We start from the raw sequence: 24665 nt of genomic DNA, 5'->3' as shown, positions 1-24665 counted from the left end.
CTCTATGCAAATTTAAGGCCGGAAATGAGGATCTGGCTCGAATTGTTTGTCATGGAAATATAAAAATAATAGGGCTGATCTACAGTTATTACCTGCTTTGAAAGCGGCGTTTCCATCGACCTCTTTTTGCATCGTCACTATAATACCCATACCCGTACCCATATCCATATTGATAACGATACGCATCCCCGGATTTAATATCATTCAACACAATGGTCAAATTCGGAAACTTCTTCTGTTGGTAAAGCTGCGCGATGATTTGTACCTGCCCTTTGAGGGTATAGTTATGCCGGACGATAAACAGGCAGACATCTACATACTTGGTGAGTAGTTGAGCATCAGTAACCAGCCCAATGGGGGGAGTATCCAGCAATACAATATCGAAATTGGACTTAAGATGATCTATGAGCTTATCCATGCGTTCGTTTAGAATGAGTTCCGCTGGATTTGGAGGTATGGGTCCGCTGGGTACAAAGAAGAGTTTGTGATTCCCAAAAGGGAGCTCCATGGGCAATTCCTCAAGGCTAGCTTGTCCGGCCAGGTAATTGGAAATGCCTTTATGATGTTCTGCCCCAAGTACTCGGGCTAGTTTTGGATTGCGCAGGTCAAGACCCAAAATAGCGACTCGCTTATCTGCCAGAGCATATCCCGCAGCTAAATTCAGGGAGATAAAGGATTTCCCTTCCCCACTGGTGCTAGAGGTAATAAGGAGTGTCTTTACACTATCATCCGTACCGGTCATGAAAGTGAGGTTAGTGCGAAGGGTCCGGAACTGTTCGGCAATAACACTACGAGCCCCTGGTTTGACCACTATGTTATCTCCTTCAGTACTATGGGCAATCTCTCCCAGAATAGGAGCGTGAGTATGTTCTTCTACCTCTTTTCGGGAATGAATTTTATTATTTAGTAGATCCTTCGCATAGAGCATACCTACCGGGACACAGAGTCCAATTAAAAATGCTGCAAGATATATTAACCTTGATTTTGGCGAGATTGGTTTCGGAGAACTATTGGCCGGATCGATCAAGCGGCTTCCAGATACGGCTGCGGCTTGTGAAATAGCGGCTTCTTCTCGCTTCTGTAGGAGATAGAGATAAAGATTCTGCTTTATCTCCTGCTGCCGTTTGATGCTGATGTAATTCCGTTGCAAAGCCGGTACGGAACGAATCTGGTTTTCAAAATACTGGTTTTGCTGATTCAGCTTATTCAATGCCAGCTGGGTAGCCTGTTCCAGGTTTTTTACACTTTGCAGAATATCCGATCGCAGTCCAGTTAGCTGGGTATCGATGCCTTTGACTAAGGGGTTGTCTGACTTTGCACCTGCCTGGATATTCCGGCCGCGTTCTAGCTCCAGGTTATTATAGTTATTGATCAGTGAAAGCAGGGTAGGGTCGTCTATGCCCAACGAAGAAGGGACCATCTTATCTGCCTGCCCAGGATTGCTCACATATTCCCGGATAGATTGTAGAACATTTAATCTTAATTGTTGTACAGACAACTGATTATCTACATCCTTCACTTGATCCAGAAAGAGTTGGCTTTGGGCATCCAAGTCGGCCATGGAATGGGATTGCATAAACTCTTCCAGGCGACTCTCAATAGTATTTAGCTCTCCACTGAGCGAATCAACTCTTCCGTCCACAAACCGCACCGTATTTTCAGCTGTCAGATTCTTGTCCTGCAAACCGGCATTGTTATAAGCGTCGATTAGGGTCGTCAAATAATCTTTTCCTTTCTGTTGTACAGGTGTTTTTAAGGTTAGATTCAAAACACTGGAAGTCTTGCTGGTAGTGGTGACACCGAGACTTTTTTGATAATTTTCTACAACGGCTTGAAGTGGTGTAATAACTACAGTAATCCCTAATCTTGCGAGGCTGTCCGTTTCTTTTCCTCGATTTATAGGCAAAATAAGAAAGTGCCCAGAGGATAAATGAGCGACTTGTTTATTATTTACAATTGCCTCTCCGTCATCATCTGTGACACGATAAGTCCCATTCTTTTGTAACTGAACTTTAAACGTAATTTTTTGGGTACTATCTGTCTTTTGCAGTACAACTATATTCACAGGTGAAGACCTGTATAGTTCCTTATGACGGAGGCCATCGCGTACATAATAAGTAGTGCTAAGATCTAGTTTTCGAACAACCTGCTCATTTAAATAATGTGATTGTAGGATAGCCATTTCGTTATCTACATTGGCATTGCCTCCCATCATGTTCAACTGATTCAGAATATCGTTTTCCAGATTCTGTCCACCCTGGCCATTTTCTTGTTTGATCAGCAAGGCGCTCTCTACCTGATAAATAGGCGTGGCAATATGTAGATACAAAAAAGCCAGGAACAACATAATGACAATACCGATAGCAAACCAATACCAATGGCGCAGGTATCTGACAATGATCTCCCGAAGATTGACGGTGTTTTCTTCCTGTAAGGCAAGTTGTTCGGATTGCTCCATGTCGTGATATAAAAACGTTTCTTTAAAAACGGTTCGGATTCATGTAATGAAAAACATTAAAAGCGGGTTGCCACAAGACTGAGGGCACTCAGAATAGTGGCCAGGATAGAAACATTCCTGAGACCGGCGTTATCGGTGTTCCATACTTTCGTTTTTCTGGGCTCTACATATACCACATCGTTCTGTTGAAGATAATAGTATGGAGATGTAAACAGGCTTTTGGAGTCGTTCATATTAATCCGTCCATAGGTTCTTTCCCCGTTCTTTTCGCGGACGACCATTACATTTACCCGCTTTCCAAAAACCGTCATATCTCCGGCCATGCCCAGGGCTTGCAGTAATGTGATCTGTTGGTTAGGAATGTTAAAGGTGCCCGGTCTAGCCACTTCCCCAAGGATAGTAATTTTATAGTTCAGAAAGCGGATATTTACAATAGGGTCTGCCAGATAAGTCAGTAGACGATGAGTCAGGGTATCTTGCGCAGCCTGTAAGGTTAAGCCTTTTAGCGGAAGCTTCCCAATGCTGGGGAAATTGATACTGCCGTCTGCATCGACCAGATAACCCAACCGCATATCAGCAGTGCGTCCGTAGAGGCTTTCTACGGTGGAAGTTTCTCCCATATACATTTGGGTAGTGACACCGGCACTCCCCTGATTAAATGGTGCCGCTGCTGCCTGGTTGGTACTGCTTACCGTAATGGAAAGAATATCATCCGGCTGTATCGTCGGTGTCACTGGTTGTACACTAATAGCCTCGCTCTGAATGCGGGCCGTGTCATTAATATTCTGGAAGTAAGCAATATGTTTGGTGGAAGTGCAGGCCGGACAACACAGGATCGCGACGCAGGCGGCAAGGAAGAGCTTGGATATGGTCGACATCGTATCTGTTGAGGTTACTTTTTCAGATTTTACCGGGATACTTTCAAAAAACGGGCCGGTTTCTGCCGGCGGTAATAACTCTATGGAAATTGGTTGCAAATATAGGAGAAAAAAATATAGTATGTAATTGCGTTTGAAAAACCGCCCAGGTTTTTCAAACGCGCCTAACGAATGGAAGGCTCCACGGGAGCTTTGGTCTGGATTAAATTTATGTAAAAGATCTCGACTCCAAAATAACGTAGGGTCACACCACCGGTATCTCCGCCACGTCGTACACCTTGGCATCCAGCTTTTTACGGGCTTCGGAGAAGGCATTCAGCGTCAGCTCGATATCTTCGTCGGTATGGGCCGCCGTGGGGGTGAGCCGGTAGATGATCTGTCCCTTGGGGATCACCGGGTATACCACGATGGAGCAGAAGATATCGTAGTTCTCCCGCAGGTCGGCGGCCATGGCTGTGGCCTCGGGTACCGTGCCGCTCATGTATACGGGAGTGACGGGGGAGTTGGTTTTACCGATATTGAAGCCCCGCTCGCGCAGGCCTTCCTGCAGCTTGCGGACCTTGTCCCACAGCGTTTCCTTCAGCTCGGGATGGCTGCGCAGCAGCTCCAGCCGCTTCAGGTTGCCAATGACAATGGCCATGGGGAGCGACTTGGCAAAGATCTGCGACCGGATATTGTAGCGCAGGTAGGTGATGATGGCCTTATCGCCGCTCATAAAGCCGCCGATAGAGGCCATCGACTTGGCAAAGGTGGAAAAGTACAGGTCGATCTGATCCTGGACGCCTTGTTCTTCGCCGGCGCCGGCGCCGGTAGCGCCCATGGTGCCGAAGCCGTGCGCATCGTCTACCAGCAGGCGGAACGCATACCGCTGCTTCAGCGCGGCGATCTCCTTCAGGATGCCCTGGTCCCCGGCCATACCGAAGACGCCCTCGGTGATCACCAGGATGCCCCCGCCGGTGGTCTTGATCATTTCGGTAGCCCGTTTCAGCTGCTTTTCGCAGTCTTCCGCATCGTTGTGCTTGAATACATACCGGTGGCCGGGGTGCAGGCGCAGGCCGTCCATGATGCAGGCGTGCGACTCGGCATCGTACACTACCACGTCGCGGCGGCTGCAGAGGGCGTCGATGGCGCTCATGATGCCCTGGTAGCCGTAATTGAACAGCACGGTATCTTCTTTCTTTACAAAAGCCGAAAGCTCACGTTCCAGCTGGTTATGGTAATCCGAGTTGCCGCTCATCATCCGGGCGCCCATGGGATAGGCCAGGCCATACCTGGCGGCGGCTTCCGCATCGGTCTTCCGTACTTCGGGGTGGTTGGCCAGACCCAGGTAGTTGTTCAGGCTCCACACTATCTTTTCTTTTCCCCGGAACAGCATCCGGTTGCTCAGCTCTCCTTCCAGCTTGGGAAATGCGAAGTATTCGTGGGCGCGGTCGGAGTGCCGGCCAATAGGGCCCAGGTTTTTGATAAGTTTCTCAAAAATATCCATAGACGTATTTAAAGCTTGAAACGTGTGTGGTAAACGGGTGCAAATTAAAGAATTGTTAGCATTTAAGGAAGAATTAACCTGTGGTCTCTCCCCGACAAGGCTGGCCCGCCCTCATTTCCAAATTGAAACAAATCGAAAACATCCGTATAAAACTCTGTTTCGATTTATTGCATTTTGTTGTTTTTATTTTTATTTTGTGCTGTATTTAGCAGTATCTAAACGACGAACATGGACAGAGCGCAGATTTTGGAAGCGATAGCGGCGGGAAAACGAAGCTGGGATATTATCGTGATCGGGGGCGGGGCCACCGGTCTCGGCGTAGCTGTGGACGCGGCGACGCGGGGTCTGGATGTGCTGCTGCTGGAACAGGCCGACTTTGCCAAAGGCACTTCCAGCCGCAGCACCAAGCTGGTGCATGGCGGGGTGCGCTACCTGGCTCAGGGCGATATCAAGCTGGTGCGGGAAGCGCTCCGGGAAAGAGGACGGCTGCTGCATAACGCTCCCCACCTGGCCTGGCGCTCAGGCTTTGTCGTGCCGGCCTACAGCTGGTGGAGCAAATATTATTACGGTATCGGTCTTAAGCTGTACAGCTGGCTCTCCGGCCGGTGGGGAATAGGCAGGGCGCGGCTACTCAGCCGCCGCCGCGTGACGGAGCTGCTGCCCACCATCCGCACCGAAGGGCTGAAAGGAGGCATACAATATTACGACGGGCAGTTCGACGACGCCCGGCTGGCAGTAAACCTCGCGCAGACCTGTCTGGAAAACGGCGGCCATGTGCTCAACTACTGCCGGGTTACGGCCCTGACCAAAGATACCGCAGGGCGTGTCAACGGCGTGCAGCTGCAGGATCTGGAAGCTGGCGCGTCTTATGTCCTGCAGGCCAAAGCGGTGGTCAACGCCACCGGGGTGTTTGTAGACGAGGTCCTTTCCATGGACAATCCGGAGCACCGGAAGATGGTCCGCCCCAGCCAGGGAGTGCATGTGGTGGTGGACCGCAGCTTCCTGCAAAGCGACCAGGCTGTCATGATCCCCAAAACCAGCGACGGCCGGGTGCTGTTCATCGTGCCCTGGCAGGGTAAGGCGCTCATCGGCACCACTGATACCCCGCTGGATCATATCAGTCTCGAGCCGCAGGCGCTGGAAGAGGAGATCGCCTTTATCCTCGACACGGCAAAGAGCTATCTCCGGCGTCCGGTAACGCGCCGGGATGTGCTCAGCATCTATGCCGGGCTGCGCCCCCTTGCTGCCCCGCAGGGCGAAGGCTCCGCCACCAAGGAGATATCCCGGGGGCACAAGCTGATCGTCAACGCCTCCGGACTGGTCAGCATCATCGGCGGCAAATGGACCACCTACCGCCAGATGGCCGAGGATACAGTCGATAAGGTGCTGGCGGTGCACGGCATGCCGCCCCGGCCCTGCGTGACGCAGGATCTGCATATCCACGGCTATCATACCGGCGCTCCCGATCCCGAGTTCCTGTACGGGGCCGACGGGCCGCAGGTGAAAGCCCTGGCGGAAAACGGACCGGCCGCATGGCGTCAGCCTCTGCATCCCCGCCTGCCACAGATAGGAGCGGAGGTGATCTGGGCCGTAAGGGAAGAGATGGCCCGCACCGTGGAAGACGTGCTGGCGCGCCGTACCCGCGCGCTGTTTACCGATGCGCAGGCTGCTATAGAAGCCGCGCCGGCCGTGGCGGAGCTCATGGCGGGCGAGCTGCACCGCGACGAACCCTGGCGCCGGCAGCAGGTGGCGGATTTCCGGAAGGTGGCGGAACAATACTTGCCCGCCGGAGGCGGGAGGTGAAGGGTGAAGGGTCAAAGGTCAAAGGTAAAGGGTGAAAGGTAAAAGGCGAAGGGTCAAAGACCTAAGGCCTCACTTGGTAACATCATGTTAACATACACGGTGCATCTTTGCGATGCCTCCGGCGGCGGGTGCACGTGCTTTATAAAATCAAAAACATCCTTCATGAAAATGAATCCGACACACCGCATCATTATGCCGCTTGCCGCTGCCCTGCTGGCGATTGCCCTGGCCGCCGGCTGCAGCACGGCGAAGAAGACCGGTAGAGCATCCGCAAAAGCGCAGTCCTCCGTTCCCAACCCCGATTTTTACAAGGTCGGCCACCGGGGTACCCGGGGCCTGATGCCCGAGAACACGATCCCCTCCTTTGAAAAGGCCCTTGAGATCGGCGCCAATACCATCGAATGCGATGTCCACATCACCAGGGACGGTAAGGTGATGATCTATCACGATGCCTCGCCCACACCTTCGTATACCACCTTTGCCGACGGCAGCGATATCCCGCCGGCAGAACGGAAGAAGTACACCTGGTACAAGCTCAACTACGACGAGATCCGCAAGTTTGTCATCGGTATGAAGGATTATCCCGCCTTCCCGCAGCAGCAACGCATAGCCACCTATGCGCCGCTCATGGGCGAGATGATCGACTCCGTGGAAGCTTTTACCCGGGCGCATGATCTGCCTGAGGCATTTTATCTTGTGGAGATCAAATCCGGACCTGGGACGGACGGTGTCGAGCAGCCTAATCCCGAGGAATATATGAAGATCCTCATGCCGGTGCTGAATGCAAAGCACCTGGGCAACCGCCTTATCGTACAATCCTTTGACGAGCGGCCCCTGCAGATCATCCACCGCGATTATCCCAACATACGGCTGGGCTTTCTGCTGTCCAACAAAAAAACGTTTGAAGAAAACCTGCAGACTGTGGGCTTTACCCCCGAGTTCTACAATCCCTCCTTTAACCTCGTAACGCCGGAGCTGGTAAAGGCCTGTCACGACAAAGGGATAAAGATCGTGCCCTGGACGGTGGATAGCGAAGCGGATGTAAAAAAGATGAAAGCGCTGGGCGTGGACGGCATCATTACCGATTATCCGAATTATCTGCAGGGGCTTTGATATATTTGGATCCGGCCGCCTGGGCTCCCGACCATATTATTTACCCGATATTAAACTACGCTCATGCTTAAACGAAATTTTACCCTCGCCCTTCTCCTAACCGCCGGGATGATCCTGATGGGTCTGTCCCTGAAAGCCCAGTCATCCCGCACCCTTCCCCGCCCCAGGCTGGTGGTCGGCATCGTGGTGGACCAGATGCGCTGGGACTATCTTTACCGTTACTACGACCGTTACGGGGAAGGCGGCTTCAAAAGGCTGCTGAACGAAGGCTTTTCCTGTGAAAACACCTTCATCAGCCACCTGCCTTCCTTCACGGCGGTAGGGCATACTACCGTCTTCACCGGTTCTGTGCCCGCCATCCACGGGATTACCGGCAACGACTGGACGGATCAGCTTACCGGCCGTAAATGGTACTGTACGGAAGATACAGCGGTGCAGTCTGTCGGTACCACCGGCAAGGTAGGAGAGATGTCGCCCCGCAATCTGCTGGCCAGTACCATCACCGACGAGCTGCGCATGTCTACCAACTTCCGCTCCAAAGTAGTGGGCGTATCGCTGAAGGACCGCGCCGCCATCCTGCCGGCAGGGCATATGCCCAACGGCGCTTTCTGGCTGGATGATGCCAGTGGCAAGTTCATCACCAGCTCTTACTATATGCAGGAGCTGCCGGACTGGGCACAGCAGTTCAACGCCCGGAAGGAGCCCGAAAAGCTGGTAGCGGGCGGCTGGAAAACGCTGTATCCCATCAACACCTATATCCAGAGCACGGCGGATAATGTTTCCTGGGAAGGTACCCTGGCCGGTGAGGAAGCGCCCGTATTCCCGCACGACCTTAAAGACAGCTATCAAAAGGACCGGGGCAGCCTCCGCATCAGCCCTTTTGGTAATACGCTCACGCTCGATTTTGCACGGGCGGCCGTGGAAGGCTATGATCTCGGCAGGGGGCCGGTTACCGATTTTCTGACGATCAACTGCGCCTCTACCGATTATGTGGGGCATAAGTTCGGACCCAAGTCCATTGAAGTGGAAGATACCTACCTGCGGCTGGACAAGGACCTGGAGAAGTTTTTCAGCTACCTCGATCAGCGGCTGGGCAAGGGTAATTACCTCGTGTTCCTGACGGCAGACCACGGCGCTTCGGAGTCGGTCGGCTATCTCGAAGCGCACAATGTTCCTTCGGGTCTGTTTAATTCGGGGGGTATAACGAAATCGCTCAACAAATTGCTCGAGCAGCAATATGGCGTAGCCGGTCTGGTACGCTCCGCCATGAATTACCAGATCAACTTCGACCTGAATAAGATTGCGGAGCACAAGCTGGATATTGAAAAAATAAAAAAGACTTCGCTCGGATTTCTGCGGGCCCAGCCGGGTGTGCAGTTTGCCCTCGACATGGACCATATCGGGGAAAGTTCCGTACCGGAGCCCATCAGGATGATGGCGGAGAACGGCTATAATGCCAAACGTTCAGGTCAGATCCAGCTGATCCCCGAACCGGGCTGGTACAGCGGTTCCGCCAAGGGTACGACGCACGGTACCTGGGCGCCTTACGATACCCATATTCCGCTCGTGTTCATGGGCTGGGGCATCCGTCACGGGGCCACGAACGAAACGGTCCACATGACCGATATCGCCCCCACCGTCGCGGCGCTGCTGCATATCCAGATGCCCGGCGGCTGCGTAGGGAAAGTGGTGAATTTAAGGTAAAAGGTTAAGGGTTAAGGGTAAAGGGTGAAAGGCATTTTATAAAAGCGCCCTTCACCTTTTGCCTTTTACCTTTCGCCTCTTACCTCCTTTAGGGGGCTTACTTTTTCTTGGGAACATCAAAATAGTCGCTGGCATTGCCGTTCCCGATATCGTCGGGCTCGGCGCCGGGAAGGGCGCCGCCGCTGTCCGGCGGCCGGTAGTTGACGTCCAGCTCGGGCGGGAAGCTCAGCGGCCGCTCAAAGGGCGTATTGGGGTTGATGTCGAACGAGTTGTCCGCATACACCTTCTGCAGGAAATAGGCACAGATCGGCAGGCCGGTGCTGGCGCCCTGCCCCCAGGTCATGTTGTTGAAGTGCAGGAAGTTATAATTGCAGCCTACCCAGGCCCCGAACTGAAGCTGGGGATTGTAGCCGATAAACCATCCGTCGGTATGATCGTTGGTGGTCCCCGTTTTTCCCGCAAGGGGTCCTTTTATCCCATACCGGAAACGCATCCGGCTGCCGGTGCCGTGGTCCACCACCCCCTGCATCATCTGCACCATCGTATAGGCGATGTTCTGGTTGATGATCTCCTGCTTACGGGGCGTAAAGTTTTCCAGGATATTGCCGTTCCGGTCCTCGATGCGGGTAATGAGCAGCGGTTCCGCCATCAGACCCTTGTCCGGGAACATGCTGTAGCCGCGCATCATCTCGTACAGCGATATCTCGGGCGTTCCCAGCGAAATGGACGGGAAGGGCGGTACGTTGCCGCCGATCCGGATCCTTTTTTTCAGAAATTCGGCGAACACCGCGGGGGTCAGCTGCTGGATGAGATAAGCCGAAGCATTGTTCAGCGACCTGGCCAGCGCCTGCGACATCGGTACGGGCTCGCTGACGCTGCCGTCGTCGTTGTGCGAGGTCCAGTTCTGGTAATTGGGAAAAGTCACCGGCTGGTTGGGTACTTCGGTGCCCGGTGAAAATCCGTTCATGATGGCCAGGCAGTACAGGAAGGGCTTGATGGTAGAGCCTACCTGCCGCCGGGTATGGATATGATCGTTCTTGAAATACCGGAAATCCGGCCCCCCCACCCAGGCCTTGATCTCCCCGCTTTCGGGGTCCATGGCCATAAAACCCGCCTGCAGCTGCTGCTGCATGTATTTGATGGAGTCCATCGGGGTCATGAGGGTATCCAGCGTATTGGGCAGGTTACCCACATTGCGGTTCCAGGCAAACACGCGCGCCGGCACCTTTTTCTCCATGAAGACTTTGCGGATCTCCGCATCGCTTTTACCCGCTTCTTTCATGCTGCGGTAACGCAGGGTATTCTTCATGAACATGTCCAGGTAGTTGCTCCGGCCTTTCCAGATGCTGCCGCTTTTGATATTGGACTGCCGGTTAAATACGGACTGGAGCGTGCTGAGGTGCTTGGCCACCGCTTCGTTGGCATACAGCTGCATGCGCGGATCGATGGTGGTGTAGATCTTCAGGCCGTCTGTATACAGGTTGTAGTTGCTGCCGTCCGGTTTTTTGTGTTCCGAGCACCACTGCTTCAGATACCCCCGGATGTATTCGCGGCAGTAGGGAGCAATGCCGTTGTTCTGGTCCACTTTGTGATACTCCAGCTGTATGGGGGTCTTCAGCGCCGCCTGTGCCTGTGCCGGGGTGATAAAGCCGTTTTCCCCCATCTTGTTGATGATCAGGTTCCGCCGGCCGATGGCGATCTGGGGGTTGCGCCGCGGGTTGTAGAGCGTCGGGCCCTTGAGCATGCCGATCAGGGATGCGGCCTCCTGGATGTTGAGGCGGTCGGGGTTCTTGTTGAAAAAGGTCAGGGAGGCGTTCTTGATGCCGTAAACGTTGTCGCTGAACGGCACGGTGTTGAGATAAAGCGCCAGGATCTCTTCCTTGGTAAAATTGCGTTCCAGTTTTACGGCGAGCACCCATTCCTTCATCTTCTGGAAGGCCCGGATCACATAGTTGGAAGAACGGGAGCCGAACAGGTTCAGGGCCAGCTGCTGGGTGATGGTGCTGGAGCCCCTTTTCCGGCCGGTAAGGAGGTAAAAGGGAATGGCCGCCACCCCCTTGGGGTCGATGCCGGAATGTTTGTAAAAGCGGATGTCCTCGGTGGCGATCAGCGCCCGGGTGACATACGGGGAGATGTCTTTGAAATCGATGGCGGTACGGTCCTGATCGGCGTAATAGAACTTGCCCATCCGGGTGCCGTCCTTGGCATACACCTCAGAGGCCAGCGCGGCGGATGGATTTTCAAGCTCTTCCATGGAAGGCATGTAGCCGAATACCCCCCAGTTGATCAGCAGGACGATCAGGCAGGCGCAGGCGACGCCGGCCAGCACGACCGTCCATAATATCTTAATGGCTTTTTTCATTCGTTAATATCTGTCAACGGGCAAAACTATCAAATTTATCTTGTTTTGGCGCCAAAGTAGTGTTAAAAGGTCGGAAGTCGTTGTATGACATAGCAAATAGGGGCATTCCCTATTTTTGCCTATTTTAGAGCAAGTAACAGATTTGAAAGGGTAAGAACATTATAGTTATGATACAGAAAATAATGAAATGGTTCAATAAGGAGCACGAGGGCCAGGCCGCTCAGTTACCTAAGAACGAATCTGCACAATTCCTCCTTAATATAGACGATATTCAGGTAGGGACACTTTATTGTGAAAATGGGGAATGGTGCTTTAAATATAGCGAGGACTTTAAGGAACATCCTGATTATAACCGCATTGTTGGATTTCCGGATTTAAATAAGACATATAAGAGCGAAGAGCTTTGGCCTTTTTTTCAGATTCGAATCCCGGGCTTAAAACAACCCGCTATCCGGGAAATCTTAGAGAAAGAAAAGATTGATAAAGAAAACGAGGTAGAATTGTTAAAACGCTTTGGAAAAAAAACCATTTCAAATCCCTATGAATTGGTGACTGTGTAGTCTGCATCGGAGTCTAGAACAACTCCTCGTCTTTCGTATTGCAAAGCTTTCTCAGTACTTCCGGTGTAATAGGTTCTTCTCTGCCATCGGAATAGAGTAATATCCCTTTTCCATCTTTGGAAATGGCTACGGGTAAATTATGCCGGAAAGCAGCCCGACGCGCGGAAGCAGACACGTTTTTCAGGGCTTCTTCCACCGTTATCTTTTTCTTTTCTTTCATTTGTTGATGCTTTTCTCCTTGCTCACAATGGCTCATTTCACATCTTAAACCTAAGCCGGATTTTTATACCCGGCTTCCCAAGCCGAAATTACGAAAGTCTGTTAAAATGTCCTGGGCTGATTAAAAACAATGCCCGTTCCGGCACACACATCAGAAATAATTCAAAAAAATATAAATTACACGATAATCTGCTCGTTTTATGAAAAAATACACCCTCCCTTTTTATACGAAGCTGTCCCTCGTGATGATCGGCCTCATCGCTTCGGGCTATGTGGCAGTATGGGGAAAAGAAATTCTTGCCCCCCTGGTGCTGGCTTTCCTTTTTTCGGTGCTGCTCTTTCCGCTGAGCCGCTTTTTTGAACGGCGTTTGCGCTTCCCGCGGAGCCTGTCCTCGCTGCTCTCCGTTGTGCTGCTGGTGGTCTTTATCCTGCTGGTCCTGTTTTCCGTGGGCACCCAGATATCCGCCCTCACGCGCGACTGGCCCCAGTTCCAGTCGCAGGTCGGGGAGGCGCTGGGTCAGCTGCGGGAATGGCTGCAGCGCCGCTTCCACCTCAGCATGGAGAAGCAGCTCAGCTATCTGCACATGGCCACGGACAACATGCTTTCCAGCGGTGGTACCGTGATCGGACAGACGGTGCTCTCCGCGTCGACGGTGTTCCTGTTTTTTATTTTTACCCTCATCTATACCTTCTTCCTGCTGTTCTACCGGAGCCTGCTGGTGCGGTTTCTCGTGGCCCTGTTCCGGGAAGAGCATACCCCCGTCGTTTACGAGGTGATCGAGCAGGTGCAGTATATCATCAAGAAATACGTGGTAGGCCTGTTTTTCGAGATGTGCCTGGTGGCGGCGCTGACTACCGGTCTCTTGTGGATCCTGGGCGTGAAATACGCTCCGCTGCTGGGACTGATCACCGGCATCTTCAACCTGGTGCCCTATATCGGCATCTTTACGGCGTTGCTGCTGAGCGTGCTCATCACCTTTGCCACGGTTTCAGCGGGCAAGGCGCTTGTGGTCGCGATCGCCATCCTGCTCGTCCATACGCTGGACAGCAACGTGCTGATGCCGCGCATCGTCGGCTCCCAGGTAAAGATCAACGCGCTGGTCACGGTGATCGGCGTGGTGGTGGGCGAAATGCTCTGGGGGATAGCCGGCATGTTCCTTTCCATACCCGTCATCGCCATCTTTAAGATCGTATTCGACCGCGTGGAGGATACAAAAGCCTGGGGACTTCTGCTGGGGGAAGATCACCATCACCACGCAAAGAAACCCGTCCTTGCCTTTCCACGCCGGCGGCGGCCGCGAACGTAAATGGCCGGCCTTTCGCCTTTCAGCTCCGGCCTTTCACCTTTTACCCTTCACCTTTCACCTTTTACCTCCGCCGGCCTCAGATAACGGTCGACAAAAAACTGAAGGTAGCCGTTCAGATCCTTGGTGTTGTTCAGCAGCACAAAGTTATCCCTTGAGATGAAGCACAGGAAGTAATCCCGCGGCCCCGCCGCGGGGAAGATGCTCCGGGAGGTTCTGGCGCGGAGCTCGTTATAATAGGCCTTGGCTGCCGCCTCGTTTTCGAAGGGGCGGAAGATGAGCATGACCCGGTTTTGTATGATCACATAGGGACTTACCTCTATGCTGTCGCCCGGATGCTGCTGCCGGTTGTATTTGGCAAAGGCGGCCAGCCCGTTTTCAACCAGCGTTTTATTGGTTTTGAGAAAGGTAAGGATGACAAAATAAGGCATGTCCGCCTCGGCCTTATAGGGCGTGACCACGACGGCGGGCGCCGGCGTCCGGAGGCTGTCTCCTGCCGCTGGCGGCGGGGGCTGGACGGCTACGGGGGCCGCGGCGCTGTCTTTTGCGATGGCGAGGCTGCTGTCTGCTGCCGTTATTTTCTGCGACGCCGGCGTGGGTGCGGTTGTATTGACCGCGTAGTTGCCGGGTTCCTCCTCGGGCGCCAGCTGCAGCTGCTGCAGGTAGGCAATCAGAGAGTCCTTATGGTCCAGGGCCGCCAGGATATCCCGTGCGCGGGTGCTGAGGGCTGAATCCGCGGCATGGTCGCGGAGCACATCGTTCAGGGCGGCGCGGCCGGCGCTGTCGGATTGCTGCTTCACCAGGGTCATCGCCCGGAGCAGGTCGAACCGTCCCTTTTGCGGGTTGTGCGGGTAAAGCGAGTCACCCAGCGACTGCTGTTGCAGGACGGATGCGTAGTTGCCGGACAGGTAGTCCGCGTAAGCCTTTTCATACAATGCCGTGGCAGCCGCCTCTGCTGCGGTGCTGTCCGGCCGGGGCCGGAGAAAGGCGGTGTATTTATCGTCCGGGAACTGCGCCAGCAGCTGACTTTTATAGTGTTCGGCACGGGCGGTCTGCCCCGCCTTGCTGTAGAGCAGGTAGAGGCGGTAAAGAGCTTGCGGCTTATAGCTGTTGGCCGGGAAGCGGATCAGCAGGGTATCGAAGCTGTGTATGGCCCCGGGAATATTCTCCAGCTCATCGGCATACAGGCCGCCGAGCGCGTAATAGGCGTTGATCAGCGAATCATCCGATTGTTTTCTTTTTTCCGGCGTGGTGGGGAGGGGGGCCATCAGCGTCTCCAGGCTGAAGGGCTGTCCGGCTGCGCCGGGTCCTCCGGCGGCAGTTTCCATGGCGCCGCTGTCCGTGGGAATGGCCGCAGCGGCGGCATTGCTCAGCCGCCAGTTATCGCCTTCGGGCCGTTTGCCCCAGCGGCTCCGGAAGAGATTGAAGCCGGCTCCTTTGAGGGCGGCGTTATAAAAGTACCAGTCGCCCTGTTGTTTGCCGTTTGCCGTGAGTCCGTCGTTTCCGGCAAGCCCGCCGGCGGTCAGTAAACCGCCCGCATCTTTATCGCCGCCGCGGCGCTGCTCGTCGCGCCGGGCTTTCTTTTCCCGGATACGCAGGCTGTCGTCCACGATCCGCTGCAGCCGGGCTTGGAGCTCGGCGGGGGGGAGGTCCGCCAGGGCGCGCAGGCTATCCTGCCGCCGGATGATACGCAGCTTCTCCACCACTGCCCCGAGGGTCTGCCGGCGCTGGTTTACCATGCCGGCAAAGGGCATGCCGGCGGTCATCACCGAGGCCGTGCTGTCGTAATAATTATAGGCCTGGCCGTAATCCGGCAGCGCGTAATAGGTATCGCCCAGCAGCTTGAAAAGCCGGACCTGCTGGGCGGTATTATCCCGGTTGTACCGCAGCCCCGTATGGAGGTATTCCAGGGCGGCCGCCGGCTGCCGGGCCCCGAGCGCCAGCTCTGCCAGGGCATAGTAAAGGATGCTGCGGTAACGGGCATATTTTTCTTTGCGGGCCATGGCGAGCAACGTCCGGGTGCCGGTATCAAAATCCTCTCTGCCGGTCGCTATGTTGATCCGGATAATGTTCAGCCGCGCATAGAAGTTCAGCAGCGGGTCGGGGTGGTGATCGATGACCTGCCGGTATTGTTCGATGGCTTTGTCGGGCGCTTGCTGCCGTTCGTAAAGCTGGCCTGCCAGAAACGCCCACCGGCTGCCCACCGCCTTATCCGGGCCGGCGTCGATGGCGCTGAGCAGCGCGGGAAGGCAATGAGGATAATCGCCCTGCGCGTAATAGAAGTAAGCCTGCTGTTCGGCCAGCGCCCCCCTGAGCCGCTCGGGAAAAAGCGGGTCTACCTGCAGGCTGCTCAGCAACGCCCTTGCCCGGTCGTACTGCCCGCCGCTGATATAGGTACGGATCAGCCAGAGCAGCCCCGCATTCCGGGCCGGGGTATGATGCAGGAAGCCTTTTTTCTCGGGTGTGGCTACCGATATCTGGGGCCGGGAGGTATAGCCCCGCGTGCCGATGAGGGGCGGGGCATTTTTTTCCTGGGCCGGCGCAAACGCCTTGTTGATGAACTGGAAGGCGATCAGCGCGTTTTCGTAATCCGCCTTATAATAATAGGCTTTCCCCACCAGCAGGTAGAGATCGTCCATCCACTTATCGCGGGGATCGTGGATGTTGATGCCGATCGAGGATTTCAGGATCACCGAGTCCAGGTCGGGAACCGCCTGGGAAAAATCGTCCGGGGAAAGGGCATAAAAGGGGAGCAGGGTATCATAGGCTTCGGGATGGGCGGCCTGTACCCGCTCCAGGATATGTTTCAGCTTTTCCCGCGCGTTGAAATAGTAATTGTCCCGGGTAACGAGGTTCTGGTATATCTTCCGGTTGAAGGAAAAAGGCTTCTGTGCCAGCTTTTCGCTCGGGGCGGGCATGTTTTCGTATACCGAGTCGGGTATCTTCTGCTCATGTTTAAGCACGATCTGGGCCGAAAGGGAGCGGCAGATCAGCAGCAACAAACAGGTTAAGAAAACAGGTAATATCCGGTTGGCGGTATGCATGCAACAATTTAATGGAGTACGCTCCGGTAACTTTTGCTTGGTTCCGGCAAAAATAGTTTAAAAAGACTTTATCCGCGGTAATTGTTAAATTCGTGCATTGATCCATTTATAATGAAGGACAAGCAGGCCGGCTGGCGGGTAAAACTAAAAAAATGGCGGCAAAAGCTGGATAACAAATACCGGCTGGCGGTCCTCAACGAGGATACTTTCCAGGAAGTAGGGTCGTTCCGGTTGTCGCGGGGCCGTATTTATGTGATCGCCTGCAGCATCCTGGTGCTCTTGCTGGCGCTGGCCATGTTGCTGGTGATGTATACTCCCATCCGGTATTATATGCCGGGGTATGGCAATCTGCAGCAGCGGCAGGAATATATCCGGCTGAATATGCGGGCCGATTCGCTGGAGCATCTGCTCGAATTGCGGGAGCGGTATTACGGGGACCTGCAGCAGGTGCTGAACGGGGGCATCCAGCCGCCTCCCCGGGATACGGCGCTGCTGAAATAAGTCTAAAGTCTAAGGTTTCATTCCAGGCAGACCAACTTTAGACGTTAAACCATGAAACCGGAAACCTCAAACCAGAAAGGCGCAGCCTTCATTGAGACCGCTAAAAAATGTTATGCCCGAAATAAACGCGCAGCGTTCACGGAGACCGCTAAAAAACGTTATGAACGATGTAAACCGAAAACCGGAAACCGGAAACTTCAAGCCAGAAACGAAAAGCTGGATCCGCTACGCGGGTCTCGGCACCGAGATGCTGGCGATGCTCGGGCTGGCCACCTGGCTGGGGTATAAGCTGGACCGGTGGATGGAGCTCCGGTTTCCCATATTCCTCCTGATCTTCCCCCTGGCGGCCCTGACCGTATTTTTATGGAAGGTCATCCGGGCCACCGGCCGGCGGAAAGGATGAGCCGGTTGATCAGGGTTAGACCGGCACGTTGCCGCGCTTGATCGGCGACCTCTTTGAGGCTGATGAGCTCCTGACCTGTGGTTGATCGCCGGTCAACCTGCGATCGGCCTTGGCGGTGATACTTTCCCTTCCTTCCATGGGTTTTTCCAATTTCCATTTAGGCTATAGAATTTATAGATTAGTAAGCTTTAAGTATCTTTGCAGCGGACAAGAAGTTTAAAGTCTAAGGTTCATTTTCAGGCAGATCAACGTTAGACTTTAAACCTTAGACTATTGAAACCGAAATCTCAAATTCGAGACCTCAAGCTAGAAACCCCAAACCAGAAACTTTCATGATACCAATTAAATTTTCAAAATATGTCAAAAATATACGGACTCTTTGCCCTCCCGGCGCTTTTGCTGGGAACGGAGATCAGCCGGGCGCAATCCTTTGAGATCAGCGGCACGGTCCGGAGCCGGGAGGAAAACTTCCCCCTGTCCGGGGCCAGCGTCGTGGTGAAAGGAACCAGCCGGGGCGTCATTACCGATGACAAAGGACAATTTACCCTTACCATAAGCAGCTCGGATACCCTGCGCGTTTCCGAGCTGGGTTACCAGCCCAGGGATACAACGATATCCGGTCCTGCTTCCGGCCTGGTGATCCCGCTGGAGAGCGCCACCAGCGCCTTAAACGAGGTGGTGGTCACCGCCCTCAATATCTCCAAGGAAAAAAAATCGCTCGGCTACTCGGTACAGGAGCTCAAGACAAAAGATATCAGCGAAGCCAGGGAGCCTAACCTGGTCAATGCGCTTTCGGGGAAGGTGGCCGGCGTCAATGTCACCAACTCCCAGGGCGATATGGGCTCTTCCCGCATCATCATCCGGGGGGAAACTTCCATTTCGGGAAACAACCAGCCGCTGTTTGTGATCGACGGGGTGCCGGTAGACAACACCCAGTTCCTGGGCGGCACCGGGGGCGACAGGGACCCGGAAGCCTCCCGTGACTTTTCAAATGCCATTGCCGATATCAATCCCTCCGATATCGCCTCCGTTTCCGTGCTGAAAGGGCCCAATGCCGCAGCATTATACGGGTCGAGGGCGGCGGCAGGTGTGATCCTGATCCAGACCAAAAGCGGCAAAGGCGAGAAAGGGCTCGGCGTAACGCTCAACTCCAATACCACCCTCTCTAACCTGCTGGTGCTGCCCTCTTATCAGAATGTGTTCGGACAGGGCTCCAGCGGAAAATTCAGCTATGTGGACGGCGCGGGCGGAGGCGTCAATGATGCGGTGGATGAAAGCTGGGGCCCGCCGATGGACGGCCGCCTGATCCCCCAGTTTTTCTCCGGGGGCAAGGCAGTGCCTTTTGTGCCCCATCCGGATAATGTGAAGGACTTTTTCAGGACGGGCTACAAGCTGGATAATGAAATCGCTTTTGCGGGATCGGGCGACAAGTACAACTTCCGTTTTTCGTATAACAATATGTCCCAGCACGGGGTGATTCCCAATACGGCGCAGGAGCGGAATTCCTTCCTGGTCAATGCCGGCTATCAGATCACGCCGAAGCTGTCCCTCGATGTCATGGCCAATTATATCCGCAGGGATGCGCCCAATCTGCCCGGCGGCAGCGGCCTGAGGGAAACCAGCACCATGCTGCAGTTTACCTGGTTCGGCCGCCAGGTGGACATGGACAAGCTGTACCAGCTCTACAAAGAAGGCAGCCTTATCAACTGGAACAACCTTTATTACAGCAACCGGTATTTTATCGCCTATAACAATACCGTGGCCCAGCAGCGTAACCGCCTGATCGGGAACGTAAACCTGAAATACCAGATCACGAAAGACCTGACAGCCTCCTTCCTGACGGGGAACGACTACTATGCAGACCGCCGCAAGATGAAAGTGGCCTTCGACACCAAGGGAGCGCCTTACGGATCTTACGGGGAAGATACCTACATCGTCAATGAGAACAATACCGAAGGCCGGCTGGATTACAACCGGCAGCTGAGCGACGACTTCAGCCTGGATATCCTGGGCGGTGGCAATATCCGCACCAATACCACGGAAAATAATGATCAGCGGGCGCCTCAGCTGGCCGTAGCCGGCGTCTATACCCTCAACAACTCCCGCGTGCCGCTGGTGTCCAATAATTATTATACCAAGCTGAAGACCTACAGCTTGTTTTCGTCGGCGCAGATCGGTTTCCGGCATTATGCTTATCTGAACCTGACGGCCCGTAACGACTGGTCGTCCTCGCTTCCCGTAGAGAACCTGTCTTATTTTTATCCTTCGGTAAACGGCAGCTTTATCTTAAGCGAAGCATTGCACATGACCAGCGACCGGGTTAATTTCATCAAGCTGCGGGGCGGCTGGTCGAAGGTAGGGAAGGCTACCAGCGCGTACCAGCTGATCAATACCTACGGCTTCACCACGCCTTTTGATACCGATCCGCAGCTTCATGCCGGATCCATTGATCTCAACCCTGACCTGAAACCGGAACAGACCACCTCCGTGGAAGCGGGTGCGGAAGCGGGCTTTTTCCACGACCGGCTTCACCTCGATCTGAGTTTCTATAACATGAACAGCTTTAACCAGATCCTGGCCGTAGATGTAAGTCCTGCTACCGGGTATGAGCAAAAGCTGATCAACGGCGGGAAGATCAACAACAAGGGGCTGGAGGTGGAGCTGGACGTAACGCCGGTGCAAACCGGTGATTTTACCTGGAACATCATGACCAACTACTCGGCCAACCGCAGTAAGGTGGTATCGCTGGATAAAGCAGGACGGCTGAACAGCTATGTGCTGGGTTCCGACGGCACCGTGCAGGTGCTGGCGGCTATCGACCAGCCTTACGGCACCTTATTCGGTACCGCCTTCGAACGGAACGATAATGGGGAGATCATGGTGGACCAGAGCGGGAGGCCGGTGGTGGACCCCGATAAAAAATACCTGGGCAAATTTACCCCGGACTGGCTGGGCAGCATCAACAACAGCTTTTCCTGGCACGGCTTTCAGCTGAGCTTCCTGGTGGATGCCCGTGTCGGCGGCTCTATTTATTCCAGCACCAACAGCACCGGAACATACACGGGTGTGCTGGCTTCCACTTTGCCCGGCCGGGATGCCGCGCACGGGGGATTGCGGTATTATTATCCCGGGGACGACGACAACCATGCGGCTGTTCCGCTTCCCGAAGGCGGCACGGCGCCGGGGGGCGCTACCGTGCATGACGACGGTATGATCTTCAAAGGTGTGCATGACGACGGTAAGCAAAATGACGTTATCATATCCGCGCAGGATTATTATAAAAGTCTCACCAACGTGGACGAAGCTTTTATCTACAACGCCTCTTTTGTAAAGCTGCGCGAGGTAAGGCTGGGGTACGAGCTGCCAGCCGCGTTTATCCATTCCCTGGGTTTACAGAGCGCCGCCGTTTCGCTGGTGGGCCGCAACCTCTGGATCATCAGCAAGCATGTCCCCAACATCGATCCTGAAACGGCCTTCAACACCGGAAACGGCCAGGGGCTCGAAGACCTGGCGCTGCCGACCGTTCGCAGCTTGGGGGTGAACATTAACGTTAAATTTTAAGTCATGACATCCTATAGATTTCTCACCGTCCTCGCGGGGTTTGCATTTCTGCTGACGTTCTCTTCCTGCAAAAAGGAGCTCGCCGGGATCAATACCAATCCCAATGCCGTGGAGCATCCCCAGCCTTCCTATCTGCTGACCGGCGCCACAAAAACCGCCGCCGATGTATACTGGAATGTAGGCGGCACCAACCCCTCCAACCTGTTTGTGCAATACTGGGCGGCCATACAGTATACGGACCAGGACCGGTATATTTTTTCCAACAGCGATTTCCAGGATTTATGGACAGATCTGTACTCCGGCAGCATCGTAAATCTGGACAAGATCATCGATCTGGCCGGAGCGGAAGACAACCCCAATTACAAAGGCGTGGCCCTGATCCTGCGGGCATGGATGTATTGCCTGCTTACCGATGCTTACGGCAATATTCCTTATTCCGAGTCCATTCAGATAGACGAAAACATCACCCCCGGATATGATACCCAGCAGAAGGTCTACGAGGGCCTGCTGAGCGACCTGAAAACCGCGCAGGACAGCCTGGATGCGGACGGAAAGCCGGTAGAAGGGGATATCATTTACGGAGGGGATATCGCACGGTGGAAAAAGCTGGATAACTCCCTGCGTCTGCGCATTGCGCTTCGTATAGCGGACCGGGAGCCGGAGAAGGCTGCAGCGGTGATAAAAAGCATGGCAGACGCCGGCGGGAATTACATCGGCAGCAACAGTGAAAGCGCCGAATTGAAATATCAGAATACGCCGCCCAACGATAACCCGCTGGCCGAGCTGTTTCTGACCCGCGACGATTACCGCATCAGCAAGACCATCGTAGACCGGCTGTTTCAGCTGAATGACCCCCGCCTGCCCGTGTATGCCGCCCCCACACAGGATCCCACACCGCAGACCTACGTCGGTATTCCCAATGGTTTACTGGTGGGACAAGCCAGCGAGCTGGGGTTCACCAAGACCTCCAGGCCCGGAGCGGCCTTCCTGGACGAGACGGCCCCGGCGGTCATCATGAGCTATGCCGAGGTGCTCTTCGACCGGGCCGAGGCGGCGGCGCGGGGCTTTACCGCTGAAAACGCGGCCGACCTGTATAAAGCGGCGGTAACCGCATCGCTGCAGCAGCATAATATTGATCAGGGCGCGATCGATAAATACCTGTCGCAGCCGGCCCTGCAGTATGATCCGGGTAATTTTAAAAAGTCGATCGGCGTGCAGAAATGGATCGCGCTTTTCGGACAGGGGCTGGAGGCTTTTGCCGAATGGAGAAGGCTGGACTACCCGCAGCTGAAACCCGCCGTGGCGGGCGTACTGAACGGCAAGATGCCTTTGCGGTTTATCTACCCGGGAACGGAGCAGTCGCTGAACAAGGAAGGATACCGGCAGGCCGTCGCCGATCAGGGCGCCGACGTGCTGACCACATCGCTGTGGTTTGACGTAAATTAGCGGAATAAAATGCAGATCATGATAACAGCAAGAAGCTTCCTGCGAAAAGCGCTTTGGGCCATAGGGCTGCCGGGCGTCCTGTTATTTGCCGTACGCTGTACGGAGAACGGACCCGGTTTGCAGCACGGCATCTGGAGGGCGGCGCTGCAGCGTGCCGACGGGCAGCAGGTGGTCTTCAATTTTGAGGTGGCGGACACCGCAGGACGGCCCGTGATCGCTATCTTCAATGCAGATGAGCGCATGCGGGTGGACAGTATCCTTTTCCGGGACGATTCCGTGTTTATCCGTATGCCTTTTTTTGATTCTTATTTCGCCGCTAAGATCAATACCGACGGCAGCCTGCAGGGTACCTGGACCAAAAACTACGGCAACCGGCTGGAAACAATGCCTTTCCATGCCGTGCCGGGCGACAGCACAAGACTGCCCGCCTATGCAAAACCTGCGCAGGATATATCCGGTAGCTGGGAAGTGTCTTTTCCCGGCGAAGAAGATATTTCCAAAGCCATTGGCCTCTTTCAGCAAAACGGCAACCAGCTCAGCGGAACCTTTATGACCCCTTCGGGAGATTTCCGTTACCTGCAGGGTGTGGTCAGCGGCGATACGATGAAGCTCTCGGGTTTTGACGGCGGGCATGCGCTTTTGTTTACCGCCCGGATAGACAGCGCCAATGTCTTGTCGGACGGACGTCTGTACTCCATCAACAGCGAGGCGGCGCCCTGGTCCGCGCAAAAGAAAGTATTCGATTCCCTTCCTGCGGCCTATGCGGTGAGCGATATCCCGCCCGGAACGGTAAAGCTGAAGTTCCGGCTTCAGGACATGCGGAGCTCCCGTACCGTTTCCCTGACAGACAGCGCTTTTCTGGGAAAGGTGACGGTGATCCAGATCCTGGGCTCCTGGTGCCCCAACTGTATGGACGAAACCCCGTTCTTTACCGAGTATTACCGGGAAAACCGTCAGCGGGGCGTGGAATTTATCGGTATTGATTTTGAAAGAACGCCCGACCTTACGGCATCCAAACAGGCGCTGCAGTCCTTTTTCAACCGTTTCGATATACCTTATCCGGTCTTGTTTTCGGGGGTAGCCGCATCCGATACCGCCCTTACCCGGAAGGTATTTCCGGAGCTGCCGGTAGCCATCCGCATCTTTCCCACCACCATCTTTATAGACCGGCAGGGATATGTCCGGAAGCTGCACAGCGGGCTCAACGGTCCGGCCACGGGAAAGTACTATGAGCAGTTCAAGGCCGAATTCAGGGCCATTATGAACGGGTTGCTGGCCGAGTAGAACTGCAGCGGAGGCCCCCGTTTTCCGGCTGATTTTCCTGTTAAAGCCATTCGCCGTACTTTTGCAGGAAATCATCAAAGCACCGGCAAGCGGAATGGATAAGTTTTATGTTAAGCTCATTATCGTTTTTTGTCTTATTAACGGTATCGGAATAGCTTACTCTCACGTCCTGGAAAGATGGGGCATTGAAAATATCGTGGGGCTTACGGGAAACATCCTACTGGCATTGGCCACCTTTATCTCCTATTATTATAACCGGAAAGCGATCGGGGTAAAGAGCAACCATGTTTTTATCCGCATGGTATACCTCTCCACCCTCATCAAGCTGCTGATCTGCCTGGCCGCCGTGGTGACCTATGTGTACCTCTACCGGGGACATCTGACCAAGGGTACCATCCTGCTGTTCTTCTTTCTGTATGTGTTGTATACCGTGCTGGAAACCACCAGTCTTATCCGGAAACCGGGCAGCCGGATCGACGAAGGAGGGGGAGAGGAAGACGCCGGTCCGGAGGAATAAAAAAATAACCTCCGGGAAACAA

General features: G+C 54.4%; 17 protein-coding genes. 11 read left to right on the top strand and 6 right to left on the bottom strand.

Features of this window, described 5'->3' with window-relative positions; translation table 11 throughout:
• Positions 1 to 88: 88 nt before the first annotated feature.
• From ABD851_RS17960 to ABD851_RS17950, 3 genes are all read right to left on the bottom strand, one after another.
• Positions 89 to 2458 (bottom strand): GumC family protein, encoded by a 2370-nt coding sequence (locus tag ABD851_RS17960; protein WP_344981925.1) that lies wholly within the window; start codon positions 2456 to 2458, stop codon positions 89 to 91.
• Between the two features lie 56 nt (positions 2459 to 2514).
• Entirely contained in the window at positions 2515 to 3435 is a 921-nt protein-coding gene (locus ABD851_RS17955; RefSeq protein WP_344981924.1) for a polysaccharide biosynthesis/export family protein, read from the bottom strand.
• A gap of 145 nt (positions 3436 to 3580) precedes the next feature.
• On the bottom strand, positions 3581 to 4822 hold the full coding sequence (locus ABD851_RS17950; RefSeq protein ID WP_344981922.1) for an aminotransferase class I/II-fold pyridoxal phosphate-dependent enzyme: 1242 nt from the start codon (positions 4820 to 4822) through the stop codon (positions 3581 to 3583).
• A gap of 228 nt (positions 4823 to 5050) precedes the next feature.
• On the opposite strand from ABD851_RS17950, the gene ABD851_RS17945 reads away from it, so the two are divergent.
• The 3 genes from ABD851_RS17945 to pafA all read left to right on the top strand — a co-directional run bounded on the left by ABD851_RS17945 (position 5051) and on the right by pafA (position 9442).
• Positions 5051 to 6625, top strand: a complete 1575-nt coding sequence (locus ABD851_RS17945) for a glycerol-3-phosphate dehydrogenase/oxidase (protein ID WP_344981920.1) — start codon at positions 5051 to 5053, stop codon at positions 6623 to 6625.
• Positions 6626 to 6787: 162 nt separating this feature from the next.
• Positions 6788 to 7738: a glycerophosphodiester phosphodiesterase family protein gene (locus tag ABD851_RS17940; RefSeq protein ID WP_344981918.1), complete on the top strand. Its 951-nt coding sequence runs from the start codon at positions 6788 to 6790 to the stop codon at positions 7736 to 7738.
• A gap of 63 nt (positions 7739 to 7801) precedes the next feature.
• On the top strand, positions 7802 to 9442 hold the full coding sequence (gene pafA / locus ABD851_RS17935; protein WP_344981916.1) for an alkaline phosphatase PafA: 1641 nt from the start codon (positions 7802 to 7804) through the stop codon (positions 9440 to 9442).
• Between the two features lie 97 nt (positions 9443 to 9539).
• Here pafA and ABD851_RS17930 read toward each other — a convergent pair whose 3' ends face one another.
• Positions 9540 to 11804, bottom strand: coding sequence for a penicillin-binding protein 1A (locus ABD851_RS17930; protein WP_344981914.1), 2265 nt, complete (start codon positions 11802 to 11804; stop codon positions 9540 to 9542).
• A 167-nt stretch (positions 11805 to 11971) separates the two neighbouring features.
• On the opposite strand from ABD851_RS17930, the gene ABD851_RS17925 reads away from it, so the two are divergent.
• Complete coding sequence (locus tag ABD851_RS17925; protein WP_344981912.1) at positions 11972 to 12364, top strand: HipA N-terminal domain-containing protein; 393 nt, start codon at positions 11972 to 11974, stop codon at positions 12362 to 12364.
• Positions 12365 to 12377: 13 nt separating this feature from the next.
• Here the strand turns inward: ABD851_RS17925 and ABD851_RS17920 are convergent, their stop codons facing one another.
• Positions 12378 to 12584: a hypothetical protein gene (locus ABD851_RS17920; protein WP_344981910.1), complete on the bottom strand. Its 207-nt coding sequence runs from the start codon at positions 12582 to 12584 to the stop codon at positions 12378 to 12380.
• 199 nt (positions 12585 to 12783) lie between these two features.
• Here ABD851_RS17920 and ABD851_RS17915 point away from each other — a divergent pair, with 199 nt between their 5' ends.
• Positions 12784 to 13890 carry an AI-2E family transporter gene (locus ABD851_RS17915; protein WP_344981908.1) on the top strand — a complete coding sequence of 369 codons (1107 nt, stop codon included), beginning with the start codon at positions 12784 to 12786 and terminating at the stop codon, positions 13888 to 13890.
• 47 nt (positions 13891 to 13937) lie between these two features.
• Here the strand turns inward: ABD851_RS17915 and porW are convergent, their stop codons facing one another.
• Positions 13938 to 16931, bottom strand: a complete 2994-nt coding sequence (porW, locus tag ABD851_RS17910; RefSeq protein WP_344981906.1) for a type IX secretion system periplasmic lipoprotein PorW/SprE — start codon at positions 16929 to 16931, stop codon at positions 13938 to 13940.
• A gap of 111 nt (positions 16932 to 17042) precedes the next feature.
• Between porW and ABD851_RS17905 the strand changes: the two genes are divergently transcribed.
• From ABD851_RS17905 to ABD851_RS17880, 6 genes are all read left to right on the top strand, one after another.
• A complete protein-coding gene (locus ABD851_RS17905) occupies positions 17043 to 17432 on the top strand; it encodes a hypothetical protein (RefSeq protein ID WP_344981904.1) in 390 nt (129 codons plus the stop codon).
• Positions 17433 to 17592: 160 nt separating this feature from the next.
• Positions 17593 to 17835, top strand: a complete 243-nt coding sequence (locus tag ABD851_RS17900; protein WP_344981902.1) for an AtpZ/AtpI family protein — start codon at positions 17593 to 17595, stop codon at positions 17833 to 17835.
• Positions 17836 to 18192: 357 nt separating this feature from the next.
• On the top strand, positions 18193 to 21396 hold the full coding sequence (locus ABD851_RS17895; RefSeq protein ID WP_344981900.1) for a SusC/RagA family TonB-linked outer membrane protein: 3204 nt from the start codon (positions 18193 to 18195) through the stop codon (positions 21394 to 21396).
• A 3-nt stretch (positions 21397 to 21399) separates the two neighbouring features.
• Positions 21400 to 22842, top strand: a complete 1443-nt coding sequence (locus tag ABD851_RS17890) for a SusD/RagB family nutrient-binding outer membrane lipoprotein (protein WP_344981898.1) — start codon at positions 21400 to 21402, stop codon at positions 22840 to 22842.
• Positions 22843 to 22860: 18 nt separating this feature from the next.
• Complete coding sequence (locus ABD851_RS17885) at positions 22861 to 24126, top strand: TlpA disulfide reductase family protein (RefSeq protein WP_344981896.1); 1266 nt, start codon at positions 22861 to 22863, stop codon at positions 24124 to 24126.
• A 94-nt stretch (positions 24127 to 24220) separates the two neighbouring features.
• Positions 24221 to 24643: a hypothetical protein gene (locus ABD851_RS17880; RefSeq protein WP_344981894.1), complete on the top strand. Its 423-nt coding sequence runs from the start codon at positions 24221 to 24223 to the stop codon at positions 24641 to 24643.
• The last annotated feature ends 22 nt before the right edge of the window (positions 24644 to 24665 follow it).

Source organism: Compostibacter hankyongensis, assembly GCF_039541075.1.
Taxonomy (GTDB): domain Bacteria; phylum Bacteroidota; class Bacteroidia; order Chitinophagales; family Chitinophagaceae; genus Compostibacter; species Compostibacter hankyongensis.
The sequence above is the reverse complement of the archived record's forward strand: the minus strand, read 5'-3'. Positions and strand labels throughout refer to the sequence as shown.